The sequence below is a fragment of the Photobacterium sp. GSS17 genome (assembly GCF_028621875.1).
GTDB classification, from domain to species: domain Bacteria; phylum Pseudomonadota; class Gammaproteobacteria; order Enterobacterales; family Vibrionaceae; genus Photobacterium; species Photobacterium ganghwense.
Genome location: NZ_CP117517.1, coordinates 1,648,573 through 1,664,003, shown reverse-complemented (window position 1 = coordinate 1,664,003; position 15,431 = coordinate 1,648,573). Strand labels below are relative to the sequence as shown.

The following is a 15,431-nucleotide window of genomic DNA, read 5'->3' as shown; positions in this document are numbered from 1 at the left end:
CCGAGATAAGACCAACACCGCCTGTCGGGGCCAGCCGACATGGCGGTGTTTTTTATTGCAAGCAAGCAAACGGAGCAACACCACCAAAAAAGAGCGATAAATGGCGATTATGCTTTATCTGCCTTTCCGGCAGCATTGGCCAGTTTAGCCAGCTGCTTATCAAGCCACAGCGGGGTTTTACCTGCGTCTTCCGCCGCTTCTTTGCGTCGAATCGCATTTCGCACCAGCATGGCACCGGTCCATCGGAAAGGCTCTGGCGGAAAGTACCCTTTCGGTCCGGTTGTTAAACCACACCGGCTCCATTCATTGTCCAGATCCAGTACCATCGCAGAGAGGATCTTTCCCCCCATCCAGGTCTGCACCACGCCATTACCGGAATACCCCAATCCGTAAATGATGTCCGAATTTTGTTTCATGCGCCCGAAAAACGGCATGCCCGTCACAGAACGATCTGAAGCCCCGGTCCAGGTGGCGACAAATTTCTCCGCTTTCAGCGTCGGAAAGAAGCGGTCAAATGCCCCACGCAACAAAGACTGGTAACAGCTGGGTTCATCAAAGACCGGGCTGATGCGGTTGGCAAACGAAAAATGGTTTCCGCCTTTCCCCAACATCAAACGGCCATCCGGCGTTGTCCGGTAGTAGTGCACAAATGTGCGGGAATCAACCACGGCTTTACCATCCTCCAGCCCGATTGACGCCAGTTTGTCCGGCATCGGTCGGGTAATCGCCATGTCGGATGAGACCAGTACCACGCTGCGCCTGAACTCAGGAAACTGCTCTGTCATCCAGGCATTCAGCGCCAACACCACCTTGCGGGCATAAATCTCACCCTGGGGTGTTGAAATGGTCACCGGCACCTCAGTGTTGATACTCTCCATCGGGGTATTCTCGTAAATGATCACACCCAGCTCCTCCGCTACCCGCTTCAGGCCCCGCACCAGCATCGCTGGCTGTACGCTTCCGGCAGCGGGCGAATAGAAGCCTTCGCTGTGCAAATCGGAGCCGGCGGCCCGTTTGACTTTGTCGGCCTGCCACGCCTGCCAGCTGTTCAGCGCCTTCTCATCCAGCGCAGCCATCACCGAGGCCATGCTGCCTTCCTGAGCCAGACTGGTTGCGGTGTACAAGGCACCATGGCGACGCAGTTGCGCATCTATGTTGTGGGCCTGACAGAAGGCTTCTAATTCATAAACGGCCTGCTCCGAGGCCGCAACCAGACGGGCCGCTTCTTCTTCACCGTACAGCTTTTTCATCGACAGGTACTTTGTTGACCAGGTCAGCATACAGCCACCGTTTCTCCCGGAGGCTCCGCTGCCGCACAATCCCTTGTCGATAATCACAACATCCAGATCTGGCTGCTGCTGTTTGATATTGATTGCCGTCCACAATCCAGTGTACCCGCCTCCGACGATACAGATATCGGTCTGAATATCGCTGGTTAAAACGTTCGGTTGAGCGCCCTGCTCCTGCTTCATTGCCTGTGCAAACCAGAAAGGTTGGCTGGCAGTCCCGTTGTGTTGCTTGTCCTTTGCCATGTAGTGTTGTTATCCCGCTCAGCTGTTGTCAGAACTAGAATGACGATAGTAAATTGGTATAGACCAAATTTGTTAAAGGCACTCTAGCGACCAACTGTGAACGCTTAATGACAATCCTTCACAAACAGCGTATAACTGAAAACACCAGCCAGTTACTTTTCCTTTGATGCGATACTTAGCAACACCAAGGGCAAAAAAGTGATACGGGCTGAAAAAGTACTGGCGTATTTTATTTTTTCTTCTTAGAATGCGCCCGCTTTGGGGAGTAGTCACCTTAGTTCGTCTGTCGTCATCTCGAAGCCAACGCTTCCGGCAGCCGAGGGTGGAACCACCATCCTGACGAGACCAACGCCATTGAACTGACACAACTGTGTCTGTGTTTTCATGCGCGAAAGGTCTTGGCACGTCTCATCATCCCGCCCCTTTCGCGCACCTGTGAAAGGAGATTTTCATGAGTCTTATCAGCTACGAAGGGTTTGCCCTGCTGACATTGTGTATGTTAGCGCTCGATTTATATCAAACCCGAAATGGCCAGGTCACGATCAAAAAAGCCGCCATCTGGAGCTTGTTCTGGGTCGGGCTGGCACTGATTTTCAACGTGGTGATTTATTTCTACTGGCCGATGATGGCGCCGGACAGCAGCTATACCAATGGTGAAGCCGCGACCGCGTTCCTGACCGGCTACCTGCTGGAAAAATCCCTGAGTGTCGATAACTTGTTTGTCTTCGCCCTGATCTTCAGCCAGTTTGCGGTACCGGAAGCGATTCGCCCTCGGGTACTGATGTTAGGGGTCGTCGGGGCACTGGTGCTTCGCGCGATCATGATTGGTGTCGGGGCTGAGTTGCTGACCCAGTTCCACTGGATTCTGTACGTGTTCGCTGCATTCCTGCTCTACACCGGTTACAAACTGTGGCGGGAAGACGAAGAAGAGGATCAGGATTTTTCAACGTCACTGCCGGTCCGGCTGGTTAAACGTTGCTTCCGGGTCAGCGACAACTATCAAGGCCACCGGTTCCTGGTTAAAGACAGTCAAGGCTGGATGGCAACACCGCTGTTTATCGTGATCGCGGTGATCGCAATGACAGACGTCATGTTCGCCCTTGATTCAATACCGGCGATTTTTGCTGTCACCAAAGAGCCGTTTCTGGTATTGACTGCGAACGTCTTTGCCCTGTTGGGTCTGCGCTCGCTGTACTTTGTGCTGGAAGGCATGCTCAGCCGGTTCTGCTACCTGCGCCCGGCTCTGGCATTCATTCTGAGCTTCATCGGGGTTAAAATGCTGCTGATGGAAACGCCGTACGCCATCCCGACCCTTGTGTCTCTAGGGGTAATCGTGGTGACTATCACCGTCGCGATTGTCGCGTCGTTACGTAAAACCCGACGTATTGAAGCGCCTGAATCCAACTAAAGTCCGTGAGCACCCGTTACACTCTTGAGCGAATAGCGGCATGCTGAGTAACGGGAAACCAAAAAAACGGGGGCAACTGCATGGCAAGCCAAAAAACAGAAGAAACTGCCCCATGATACAAAGACAAAAGAGCCCTGCAATGCAGGGCTCTTTTTCGTTGACGGCCATCGGTCAAGCGTGGCTGACTGTCACAGAGACTGACACGATCACTGGGTGTAACGATAGTTCTTCATTGTCGAGAACACAGGATCAGCCGGCTCATCCGTCGGCCGGTCATAGCCATAGATATCTTCCCGCATCTGCAGCTGATCATTATCATCAACCCATGCCGTCAGATAGGTCATGTCTACATCAATTCTTCGCGGCAAGCTGATAGTATCCGTGGAGCTGCCCGCCACCAGCTTATCGTAACTGCGCCAGCTTGGCCGCTGCTGGTAATCAATGATAAACCGGGCCAGATCCGCCGCTTTTTCAACCCGAACACACCCCGAACTCAGATTACGTTTAGAGCGGTTGAACAACCCTCTCGCCGGGGTATCATGCAGGTAAATCGCGTAGTCGTTAGGCATGAGGAATTTCACATTCCCCAGTGAATTTGTCGGCCCCGGCCCCTGCATAAACTCATACGGAAAAGTTTCTGGGGTGACGCTTGCCCACTCGATCTGATCCGGTGAGATCTCGCTGCGATCCCGCCAACTGCGGATGATCTTCAGATCTTTCTTCCGCAGATAATCCGTTGATGCTTTCGCTTTAGGAATCACATCTTTTTTCTTGATGGTTTCCGGCACATTCCAGTTCGGATTGACCACCATGACATTCAGCGCCGATGAAAACAGGTTTGTCGGACGGGAATTACGCCCGACGATCACTTTCGACTCGAACACGATTTGATCGTGGTAAGCAATTTCCATACGGTAGTCCGGAATGTTAATCCGGATACTCGGCCGGTTTTCCCCGCTGGCGACCAGTTGACTGCGGTGCAGGTTCAGCGCCAACACGCGCGCAACTTCACTATACGGCAGCGCCAGTTGTTTCGCTGTCGCCGGGCCAATAACACCGTCATCTGCCATGCCGTTGCGGTGCTGGAACCGGCGAATCGCCTGATTCACTTCACCGTCATTGAGAATTTGACGACTTGCACGATAATGGTCAGCCACCTCACTGCTCATATCCCCATACGCAACCAACACATCCAGCATTTCATGGCCTAGAGGGATCACCTGCCCTTTTTTCACCAGCACCCGCCCCTTAGGCGTATAGTGGTGAGCCGGTAAGCGTTGGTACTTCTCGGCCATTCGAACAACACGTGACATTTGCTCTGTTAGCGTCGGGCGACCCTGCAATTCATTCAGCAGCGTTGATTCATTAATACCCGAGGTGATCACCGAAACCGGCAGTGTCGTCAGTGCAGAGCGCTCAATGGGTAGTAACGACTGATGGCGGAACAGACGGCTGGGCTGGGCTTTCAGTTGACGGATAAACGCCTGATACACCAGATAGCTGTCGGTCGCTAAAATATCAAAGCCCCGTTGATCATTGTCATGTTCACGCTCTTTAAGCTCTTTCACACGCTGCTCGATACCCGGCGCAAGACCTGCGTAACCCAAAGCTGTCAGACGCAGAAACAGTGCATCACGTAACGCTTTCGTGTTCCAAAGCGGCATGTAGCCATTGATGTCATAAATACGATTAACCGGCCCGGCAAAGCACACTTGTGCCGCCGAATGCGGGCACAACGCCGCCACGCTGTCGAGTGGCTTCGCACCCAGAAGACTGAAATCCAGCCCTTTGTGACTGGCCGTCGTCGACCGTGAAGCGTCACTCGCTGCGGGCGGGTTTTCCGGCGTCGTCTGTCGGCTGACAGCAGCACGCACCGGCGATGATATCACCGGGCCACTGTCAGTAGATGGAACACGTTTTATTTGTCCCGGAACAGTCGTCACGGAGGAGACAACATAAGAAGTGCCGGACGTACGTTCAGAAACAGACTCGAGAGAATGCGCCTGTTGCGCATAACCACCTATCACAAGTGCTAACAAACTTAGTGCGGTTGGTCGGTGTCGGTAGCAAGACATCACTGGTACCCTGAGCTAAACAATGCTTTTTAATGCTCAATCCTTGAGGGAGTTATTGTAATCAATCATCCTGATTGTGATTTACTTCTCATTATATTTAGTCAAATTTTTGACATCATGACAAGTAAATAGTCATGATTATCACCAACATTATGAGACACAACGCATATATTATCATCTCGTTGCACTCAATCTTTCATGGGGATAAACCAATTCGTGATCAAAACCGTTGGATTTCAGATATAGAAAACAGTGATTGTATTTTTTTCACTTCAGGATTTGATGAATATAACTCTCAGCTAAACGAAATAATCAAGAACCCCGTCGCTATCACGCAGCAAACTTTAGATACAAATTGGGTAAACATTGAGAAAACAGTCCAGCAAAAATAATCAGAATAATGGCTGAAGAAAAATTTGAAACAACTTGAGACAAGATGACGAAAAAATGGGAATAAGATCTGTCAGATAAATGATGGAGGCTGCCCCCCATCATTAAATCACCCTACTTGACATGTTCATTTAGCAGAATGTGAAGTCAGCCTGCGTTAGTCAAAATCACTGTATAGCTTCGGTACCGCTGGTGGAAACTCAATAGGCTGCCAGCGATCATTGAAGGTATATTTGGCATAGAACATAAAATGGTTCGGCGTGTAAAAATCTGACCGTTGCAAATCAAAGGATGCCCCAAGATACCAACGTTCACTGACTCGTTTTTCTAAAGCAGCTTGCAGCGAGTAACCAAAACCACCTCCGGTATCTGACTGACCACTGGATAGATAAGGCGCATCTTCCTGCGTCCAGGAGTTCGATACCGAGCCACTGATCAAGTACGACCAGGTATTGTCATAACGACCATAGTAATTAACCGGCAAAGAGATAGAAAAATAGCTTTGCGGACTGTAATAACCACCATGCAGTAACGAATACTCGCTGAGATTTTTGTCATAGCTGAGATACATCAGGTTAGTCCCGACACTCAGGCGACGATCATCGGTAGCGATAAGCTTATAATATGCCCCTCCCAGCAGCCCCAGGCGCGTGTTGTCGGCCACCTTTTCACCATTCATAAAATGGAACTGCGCACTACTCCAGAACCCGTAAGATCCGCCGTCGTCCCAACTGGCATTGAATTTCACGCCGGTTCGTACAACACCGCCCCATTCTGTGCCGGCTGGGTCTGAAGCCTCTGAAGGGACCGTCATTCCCGCATAAGAGAGCGTACTACTGGTCTCCGGACGGCGCGATACCGTTGCCGTCCAGCCAATATCTCCGAGATCACCATCCACACTTAGACCGCCCACCCAGGTCGAATGATTAAAACCTAACGGGGTCGTGCCTATGTCAGCTCGCCAGTTTTCGGCTTCCCAGCCAACTCCCAGCGCCATACCGGATGCCTTGTTACGGAATCTGGTGATATCTTTGTCAGTATTTTTGTCGTAATAGCCCAGCTCACCGGAATCGACAGAGATATAATCCGCTCTCAGTAGAAGATGCCCCTCCCATTGGGTAACCGGAATACGTGCTTCAATGGGTATCTGACTGGATTTATTTTCACCGTCACGGGCGCTGTAATCCCAACCAATCAGAATATGGCCATCAGTACGATCACGAAGCTTATCAATATCCGTTTTAACGTTTCGGGTTAACCAGTAATCGTCTGCTGTGTCGTAAAGCTCCCTGGGCGTTGGTGTTTCAGACTTAGCCACTGCGGTGTCTTTGCGTTTTTCGATACGATCGCTGTTTAATGCCTGATAGGCCCGCATTTCAGCCAGGTTCCACTGCTGATTGTCCATGGCAATGGCCATACTGTCGCGATAGTCCATGGCATCAGCGTCCGACCGACTATCCAGCAATGCGTTAAATTCACTGGCTTTTTGTTGATAACCCACTCGATGTAGCACTGTCGCAGCAGCCATAAGCTGACGCGCACTAAGTGAATGGCGCTTAGCATCTAAAGCCGCCACCAAATTCGGATAGCGCGCTTTATCACCTAACTCTGCGGCAGCCAGAAGCATACCTATCTGGCCCTGAGTCTGATATGGCTCTTGCTCCGATGACGCTTTTTCGTAGCCGTCAAAGGCACGTTTTGCATCGTGACGGGCCAAAAGAATATCGGCCTCTGCCAACCAACGTCGGGTTTGGAGAGCATCCAGTTCCCTCAATTCAGAGGCTGATAGTTTGTCGGAAACTGAACGTTTTCCTGTCGTGAGCTGAGGGGACAGAGTGTTGTACCAGCGATCAAAATCGGCAAAATGCATGAGACTGACCATCAGCCCGCCATACGCCAAATGCGCATCAGCGTCCCAGCTACCGGAAGGCTGTAACGTTCGGTATATACGTTCCGCCTCTTGCGGATGCCCTACATCTACCCATGCATTCGCGATACGAGAAAGAGGCTGAACCTGACCCGCAAACTGTTTCTCCAGACGATGAAGTGTCTCTCTGACCGCTGACGGGGAGATCGCATACTGCTTATGAAGATCAGTAAGATCACGGTTCAGTTGCAACCGGATCAGATTGCGCTGCATCGACTCAGTACGGTTGTTTACCGGCACACGTTCCAGTGCCGCGATGGCCGCATCCGGCTGCTCGGTATCCGCGAGATACAAGGCATACGCAAACTGCATTTCAGGATCCGCAGTCTCGGCCGCCCATCGCTTCATCTGAGCATCAGCCCGGGATCGCTCGCCCAGAGACAGCAGCACATTGGCGATATCCAGACGTAACCACGGTGACGTTGGATTAACCTCAATCAACGCTGCCAGATATTTCTCTGTCCCGGCTCTGTCATCATTCGCCATGGCTGTACGCAAATTGCGCAAAATAGTGTCCGACTGAATAGCCGCCATTTTATCGGCAACCACAGTTTGTTGCGCCGGAGTATAGCGTTGCGCCAGTTTCAGAGCTCCAACAGCATCATCCTGCTCTAACAGCACATCAAGACGACCACGAAGCGCTGAGCCATTGAGCTTATCCCGCTCAAGTGCCATACGGTAATACCTGTCCGCGGCAGCGTACTTACCTTGCTGAAGGTATAACGCACCCAGTGATGTAAACGCGTAAGGCCCGTTTTGATCGATGGTGATGGCGCTTTTATAGCGCTGCTCAGCCTTGGAAAAATTACCCCGCGCAGCAAACTTGTCCCCGTCGTCCAGATAGGTCCAGTAGCTCGACGTCTGAACCAGGTTCTCCCATTTGGACTGCGTATCCGGGTTGGTATTCAGCGCCAGCGCCTGCTTGAAATAATTGAGCGCTTGCTTTTGATTACCCGCTCTCAGGTAAACCAACCCCAGCCCGCCAAGAATGTCAGGGTCTTGAGGTCGTGTCGATAAAGCGTAACGTAACTGTTTTTCCGCCTGCGCGTTTTTCCCTTCATCCAGCAGCTTCAAGCCTCTCAGCTTAGCGAGATAAGTCGGATCTTTCCTCAGCTCCTGCTCGATTTCCCATCGCTTAGCCGCTCCCTGACTGGCTCGCTGAAGATCCATGTCCGATGGAAAATAACTGGCAAGCAAAGAGTATTGCTTAACGACGTCGGCCGAGATAGGAACGATATCCAAAGCCCTCATCCATGAATTACGGACAGTCGTTCCCAATCCCGGGGTAAAGGCAAGCTGACGATAAGTGTTCAGCACCCAGGGATCCGCCGGGTTTTCTTTCATAATATGATTGGCCAGTGCCAGCTGATATTGCGGCACTCCCGGATAATCAGCATTCAGGCGTTCCAGCCCGCGTTTAACGTCCGCCCAGCGACTGCTCAGATTGCCTTCCAGCTGGAGGTATTCCAGCTGCAATGCCGGTGACGGCATTCCTTGGGGAAACAGTGTGTTATATGCGGAAAGCGCTTCCTGATAACGACCTGATTTCGCCAGTAAGCGGGCATGTTGATAGGCCAGCCTGTCTTTACCGCGAAGGGCCAGAATGACGCCTAACGCCTGAGTGTGGCTTGAGCGAGGCGCTGATTTTTTCAGACGCTCATAAACCTGCTGGGCCAGTTCGGGTTGTTGCCTTTTCAGGTACATATTGGCTTCATAATAAAGCCCGGCAGGATGATTCTCTTCAATGGCGAATAATCGTTCCAGCGTGCTTTCGACAATATCATCCCGTCCGACCGCATCCGCCAGCTTAAGCTGATTCAACAACCACTCCACCGAGTTAACCCGAGGCACAGCCGTCGCAAACTGCGCTGGCTGTACCGGCTGATACACCGCCTCAAGTTGAGCCTTGGTTAAAGGTGCCGTCGAAATCTGCTGGATACCGGCGTGTGCGCTCAGGGAGGAAAAAAGGCTACTTACCCCCAAAGCAACAGGCATCAGATGCGTTACACCTATTTTTACGGCTGGTTTTAAAGCTGGACCTGTCCTTACTGGCATTGATTACTCCATGAAGGAAGAAGTTCGCCTTTAGGACCAAAACGATAACGCTCGTTGTGCCAGCCTAAACCAAACAGCGCCAGCACATTGTCATAGTAGTGATCGTAACGGTCGTGGTTAAACACTGCTGATGCCCGGTCAGCCTGTGAAACCAGGACAGCCTGCTGGCCGGAAGCGGCCAGTAATGGCAACATAGCCGCTGAAAAACCGGCGCTTCCAGATTGGGAATAAGTCCCTTCAACGGTATTCACTTCTCTTGGCGGCGCTTGCAACTCGATTGTTGCCTTCACCATTGGCTGCATGGCTTTTACTAAGCGCGCTTTTTCTTCGACACTATCATCCAGCATCCCCGCCCATAAATAGGTACGAATGGCGTTATAGCTGCCTACCGGTCCAGTCTCAGCATCTGCTGAATATTGCCCGCCTTTCAGCCTTGCCCAATCAGGACTAAAACCTGCGGGCATCGTCTTCATCAACATGGCGGTGCTGGATTGATACAAGGATGCCCATTCCGGCTGCGGGTACAGGGAATGCATTCTTGCAACCAGCTGAAGCGGCTGATAACTCGGATTAATCCGGAATTCACCATTACCCTGCGCAAACCCTTCCGGTGCCGGAAGCAATACCGTTCCGATACCATCAAGCGTAATTGTCTCTTCACGCAAAATCCGGCTGGATAACAAGTAAGCCAGCGACTGATAATAATAGTTGTCCCAAATACGCCCGGCTTCCGCCAGTGAATATGCGATCCACAGATCAGAATCAGAGGCCGGATTGGCATCCAGCACACCAAATTGACCATCTGGCTTGCGACCCCACAGCCAAGCCGGTAAACGAGCCGTTAAATCACCACCACTCAGGTGTGTTTGCGTCCAGTCCAGCACGTCACTAAATGCCTGTTTGTCATTCGCGACCAGAGCAAAAAACAGCGCATACGACTGCCCTTCAGAAGTGGTGATCAGACGGGCATCACTCCCGTCAATGACCCGCCCCTGCTTCATGTAGACAGACTTAAAATGCTCCCATTGCGGCCAGTCGCAACTGTTCGCCAGTTCCTGGGAAGCAAGCACCTGTGACGAAAGCACCTGTAACGAAAGCATCATGGTCAGGATCGCAATCCACTTTCTCATTCTTCGTCCTCGGTATTTTCAGTGCGTTTCTGGGCAATCTGACGCAGTACCCGCCACAGTACGATAGTCACAATCACCACCAGCAGAGCAGCAAAGAAAGCAACGATCACCGGATGATTTGAGAAGTGATACCAGACAAGCTGCCATACCGGTAATTTACCCATATAGTAGTGCGAGCCAACGTTGTAACTGGCGACCTCACCATTGCGCAGCGTCACCACAGAACCAAACATGTGTGCCACTTTACCGGAATCAGTGATTGCCTGATCCACCGCGGCAAAGTCTGCCGGTTTGGATGCCATAATGGAGACCAGAGTACGGTTTGGCGTAAATGGGGATTCCATGCCCGTAATGGCGGCAAACGAACCGCTCGCCTCAACAGAGACGAAATCAGCGGCATCCTGTTTGCTATTGGACGGATTCATCCAGTTCAAGCCAAGCTGTTGTTCGTTTTTACCCGGCAACAGAATCTGGCGTTTTCCGGCTTGCAGAACCAGATTGACCTGATCAGCATTTTGCGCAGCGTCTTTCAGTTCTGGCACCACACCAATACTCAGAATGTCTTTATTCTTCAGCGCCGCTTTATCCCATTGATCCGTTAACGTGACTTTAATGCCCGGATAGCCCGAGTCACCGCCCAGAGAGCCCATCACATTCATAAACGTTTGCAACGCTTCACGTGAGGCATTTTGCGGAATGACAACCACGGTTTCAGACAAGTCAGCCATACGCGTATACGGGAAACCGGACGTCGCAAAGGCACGCATGTTCGGCATTTCAATGTAATGCGGGAAGCCACTGAAATCGATGGTCGAATCGCCATCAATAACAGCATATTGCTTGCTCGGTTGCGTGACCAGACATTGCCCGTCAGTCACCGATGCAAAACCAAATTCAAACTCAATCTGGTTCTCACTGCCCACTTTGAACGCCGGGATACGAACCAGATCGTTAGTGCTCAGGAAACTGTCATCCAGCAGAGGGACACGAACGCGGTTGGAATCACCGCCCTGTCCTGAAGTGGTCAGGTTGAAGGCTTCCACAAACTGATCGTTAATACTCAGCGTCAGGCGCGACCCGGAGTTATCTTTGGTCGGTGGTGAATAGCGGTAGCTCAAATCCATCGGAATACCGCGACTCTGCCAGGTAAACAGATCCGGCGGCAGACGCAAGCTGACATTGATCGGCGGCGGTGTCCGACCTTCTACCTGCAGCATGCTCTTTTGTTCAACCAGCTCTGACAACGCGACCGGGCGACTGGTGCTAACCCAGTTTGGCGCGTCATAAGGCACCCGAGGCTTAATCTGCTTGACCTCGTTGATTTTAGCCATGGGACCGGTCAGCAACTGGTTACCCAGCGCCAGTCCCTGCACTGCCGTGTTCAGATCATTGCTGTCACGACCGATCACCAGCAGCAGTTTGACATACGGATTTGTCGGATGACTGATGATCTGCAAGCGTGGGCCATCGGCATCAGGAAAATCACGCAGAAACGCCGGTTTGTTGTCATTGCTGACAAATACCACGGCGTTATGCTCAGGAACGCTATCGAAACTCAGCGGAAAGTGAGCGCCCCGCCAACCGGCTAACGAGCCAAAATAGGATGACAAGACCCCGGCCGCTTTGATTTCACTGAGCGAATAGTTATCTCCCATGATAATCGGCAGATTCAGCGGGCTGAAATCACGCACATCAAAGAAAGGCGCTGGCAGTAAACTCAGATCACTCTCCAGTTCCGTCTTTTGCACGTACATTTCGATACGGCTGCTCTGGCTAATTTCGGCCCAGATACTGGAGTCATTCGGGTTTGAACACTCTTTTTTGGTATTACCAATCAGTTCAAAACGAATCTGGTTAAAGTTACTGAAAAAGCGCGTATCCAAAGGCATCGAGAGGCTGAGCTTTTTCCCCTGCTGACCATCTTCAATGGAAGTGACACCCATCAGTTCATTATTCAGGTACACCTTGATATGCGAAACCAGTGACAACAATGCAGGTGACGGTGTCACATCAAAGTACAAGTTAGCCTTCGACACCACCTCATCAAGACGGGAACCAAAGCCAATGTATGCGTTTGCCTCACTGCCCAACATAGCAATCGAGCGGTTAAAGCCCAATTGGTTAAACGGCATCACCTTCTTGATAACAAGGGAAGCATCAGGTGTTTGAGACTGATCGTTGGAAACTGAAGAAAGCTGACTGACTTCCACAGCGGCAGCATCACCTGCCAGACAGGCAAGGCTTAATGCCGCAGTAAGCGCTGTTATTTTTTTATTAATTTTCATGAATAATGGTCCTGTTTGGGACATTTCGAGGTCGTAATGACCAAATAAAATTGCAACCTGCCATTACCGCACTGACACAAACGGTAACCGGCTTCGGACTGTGCTTAAGCAATCGCTTATAACCATTAAGCCCGACAAGAAGAACGGCCTGCATGCTCGACAAAGGCTTATCTGACTGATAACTCTGTTGCCATTTTGCCCATGTATCCGCGCGGGCAAACGTACACTGGACGTAATCTATTTGCTGCTGGTTAGTCAGTTCAGACAACTGCAAACCAACGATGCCATTGCGCGCGTAAGCGACAACCATAGGGAAAACATACTCATGGCCGCCACGATTGAGCACGACGTCCAGCGGCTGCCCATTCTCGAACAAACCGATATCAGCCTCAGATTCACTCATCTGAATGCGAACACCACCCAAAGAGAAGTCTTTCATTTCCGCCTGCACCAAATGCCCGGAATTGAGTCGAACGGCAATAGGGATAGAAACTTCAACGCGATGATCTTTACGTACTTGCTTGGCTTCTACAGCCACCGCGACAGCAGCCCCCAGAATCAACAGGTTGTATAGCGTCCAGACGATATTGACGATGACAGTACCAATTTCGTCCTGCGGCCCCCATCCGAGTCGGTAAACACCGGCTGCCAGACCTAAAATATTCAGCGCAACCAGTGCCAGATATGGCCGGGAGATAACCCAGTCGTAATGTGACTTCTCGACCAGACCACCTTTCGCCGTTACGTTAAAGGTTCCTTTATGCGGCGCAAACAATGCAACTGTGGTTGGCCTTGCGATATACCAGGCCAACACCGTTTCATAGACCTCACCCCAGAATGAGTAGCGATAATCGCCCTGCATCCGCGAGTTAGTCATGCTGGCGTGAATCATATGCGGCAGCACGTACAGAATGATTGCTAACGCCGGTGCATAAATCACATAAGAGTGCAGAAGCAAATAAGCCAGTGGTGCGATCAAAAACACAATCCGTGGTATGCCCGATAAAAAATGCAGCATGGCATTGGCATAACACAAGCGCTGGGACAATTTCAGCCCTTTACCTTTAAAGGGGTTATCGACCCTGAAGATCTGCGCCATCCCCCTCGCCCATCGAATCCGCTGCCCCACATGGGCTGACAAGGTCTCTGTCGCCAGACCTGCTGATATCGGCTGCTTCAGATACGCAGAGTGATAACCCAAACGGTGCATACGTAACGACGTGTGCGCATCTTCCGTTACCGTTTCAACCGCAATCCCGCCAACTTCTTCAAGCGGTTCACGACGCAAAATGGCGCAAGAACCACAGAAGAACGTTGCATCCCACAAGTCATTACCATCCTGAATCAAGCCATAGAAAAGGTTGCCTTCATTCGGCACATTCCGGAAGTTAGACAGGTTACGCTCAAACGGGTCCGGCGAGAAAAAGTGGTGTGGCGTCTGAATCAGCGCCAATTTCGGATCTTTCAGAAACATACCCATGGTGAGCTGAAAAAAGGCCCGGGTTGGAATATGGTCACAGTCGAAGATCGCCACGTACTCGCCACTGGTCTGCTTCAGGGCGTAATTGATATTACCGGCTTTGGCATGCTCGTTCGTTGGCCTTCGGATGTAATTCACCCCAATACTTTTGGCGAATTCACGAAAGTTGTCGCGTTTACCATCATCCAGAATATGGATCTTCAGCTTATCTTTCGGCCAGTCGACCCCCAGCGAGGCGTACACAGTTGCCCTTACAACGTCTAAATCTTCGTTGTAAGTCGGTATCATAATGTCGATTGTTGGCCATAAAGACTGATCATCCGGCAATGCCACAGGCTTGCGATTCAGCGGCCAGATATTCTGGAAATAGCCCAGAATCAGCACGACCCAGGAATAGGTTTCTGCCAGTAATAGAATGCCGCCAAGAAACAAGGCAAGCGGATCATCCCAGTTGAGCGTGGAAGAGTATCGCCACCACAGGTAACGGCACGACGCGGTGACCGACAAAATGATCAGCAACATCGTCGGGAAACGTCCCGGCATGCGCCGAAACATCATCGCCAACGACCATAACAGAAGAACAAAAACGATTTGCGCTTGATACCCAAATGGTACGGTAAAACACAGCAGTGCCAGGAACACAACCACAAACAGCAACAGATAATTCAGCAACATCGCTGACTTACTGGCTTTCATCTGTTCTCGTACTTCAGGTGATTTCGCCTGATTCGCCTTCTTCTCAAGCCATTGCACACCTTTGGTAATGAATTCAAACGGCAGGTAGAAGCACTCTGTCAGGACATCCAATGCTTTACCGGCCAGAAGATGTAAACGCTCAAGAAAAGCCATCGTCGCCTGCTGTTTGAAACACAGCAGCCAGATGCTCTGGATGATAAAGCGAAGAGGATCCAGTAACCCCGGTGCAGCAAAGTTAATCTGCGGGAAATACACCAACGGCAGTTTCCATGACGGAACACCTGCGATTGTTGGTTTTAAGAAGATAAAGGCAAAGCTGAGCCAGATTGTCAGACAGCACTCCCCTATCCAGGACGCACGGCAATCCCACTCACGTTCGTAAGTTCGCTTTTGCTTTTTGAACTGGTCAACAATCCAGTCCTGAAAAAAGAGATTCAGGCTACGAAACATAAT

Annotated in this window: 7 protein-coding genes; 1 reads left to right on the top strand and 6 read right to left on the bottom strand. The window is 51.1% G+C overall.

What is annotated here, in order from left to right:
• Positions 1-107: 107 nt before the first annotated feature.
• On the bottom strand, positions 108-1,532 hold the full coding sequence (locus PGW97_RS07375) for an FAD-dependent oxidoreductase (protein WP_443147112.1): 1,425 nt from the start codon (positions 1,530-1,532) through the stop codon (positions 108-110).
• 451 nt (positions 1,533-1,983) lie between these two features.
• Here PGW97_RS07375 and PGW97_RS07370 point away from each other — a divergent pair, with 451 nt between their 5' ends.
• Positions 1,984-2,940, top strand: a complete 957-nt coding sequence (locus PGW97_RS07370; RefSeq protein ID WP_273859509.1) for a TerC family protein — start codon at positions 1,984-1,986, stop codon at positions 2,938-2,940.
• Positions 2,941-3,146: 206 nt separating this feature from the next.
• Here PGW97_RS07370 and PGW97_RS07365 read toward each other — a convergent pair whose 3' ends face one another.
• From PGW97_RS07365 to bcsA, 5 genes are all read right to left on the bottom strand, one after another.
• Positions 3,147-5,015, bottom strand: coding sequence for a L,D-transpeptidase family protein (locus PGW97_RS07365; protein WP_273859508.1), 1,869 nt, complete (start codon positions 5,013-5,015; stop codon positions 3,147-3,149).
• Between the two features lie 547 nt (positions 5,016-5,562).
• Complete coding sequence (locus PGW97_RS07360) at positions 5,563-9,327, bottom strand: cellulose synthase subunit BcsC-related outer membrane protein (protein ID WP_273859507.1); 3,765 nt, start codon at positions 9,325-9,327, stop codon at positions 5,563-5,565.
• Positions 9,328-9,377: 50 nt separating this feature from the next.
• Positions 9,378-10,517, bottom strand: a complete 1,140-nt coding sequence (bcsZ, locus tag PGW97_RS07355; protein WP_273859505.1) for a cellulose synthase complex periplasmic endoglucanase BcsZ — start codon at positions 10,515-10,517, stop codon at positions 9,378-9,380.
• Entirely contained in the window at positions 10,514-12,802 is a 2,289-nt protein-coding gene (bcsB, locus tag PGW97_RS07350; protein WP_047885495.1) for a cellulose biosynthesis cyclic di-GMP-binding regulatory protein BcsB, read from the bottom strand. Before bcsB ends, bcsZ begins: the two co-directional genes overlap by 4 nt.
• Positions 12,792-15,428, bottom strand: coding sequence for a UDP-forming cellulose synthase catalytic subunit (bcsA, locus tag PGW97_RS07345; RefSeq protein WP_047885496.1), 2,637 nt, complete (start codon positions 15,426-15,428; stop codon positions 12,792-12,794). Before bcsA ends, bcsB begins: the two co-directional genes overlap by 11 nt.
• Between the last annotated feature and the right edge of the window lie 3 nt (positions 15,429-15,431).

Coding starts and splice junctions, on each gene's coding strand:
- PGW97_RS07375 (WP_443147112.1), bottom strand. CDS start 1,532: ATGGCAAAGGACAAGCAACACAACGGGACTGCCAGCCAACCTTTCTGG.
- PGW97_RS07370 (WP_273859509.1), top strand. CDS start 1,984: ATGAGTCTTATCAGCTACGAAGGGTTTGCCCTGCTGACATTGTGTATG.
- PGW97_RS07365 (WP_273859508.1), bottom strand. CDS start 5,015: ATGTCTTGCTACCGACACCGACCAACCGCACTAAGTTTGTTAGCACTT.
- PGW97_RS07360 (WP_273859507.1), bottom strand. CDS start 9,327: ATGCCTGTTGCTTTGGGGGTAAGTAGCCTTTTTTCCTCCCTGAGCGCA.
- bcsZ (WP_273859505.1), bottom strand. CDS start 10,517: ATGAGAAAGTGGATTGCGATCCTGACCATGATGCTTTCGTTACAGGTG.
- bcsB (WP_047885495.1), bottom strand. CDS start 12,802: ATGAAAATTAATAAAAAAATAACAGCGCTTACTGCGGCATTAAGCCTT.
- bcsA (WP_047885496.1), bottom strand. CDS start 15,428: ATGTTTCGTAGCCTGAATCTCTTTTTTCAGGACTGGATTGTTGACCAG.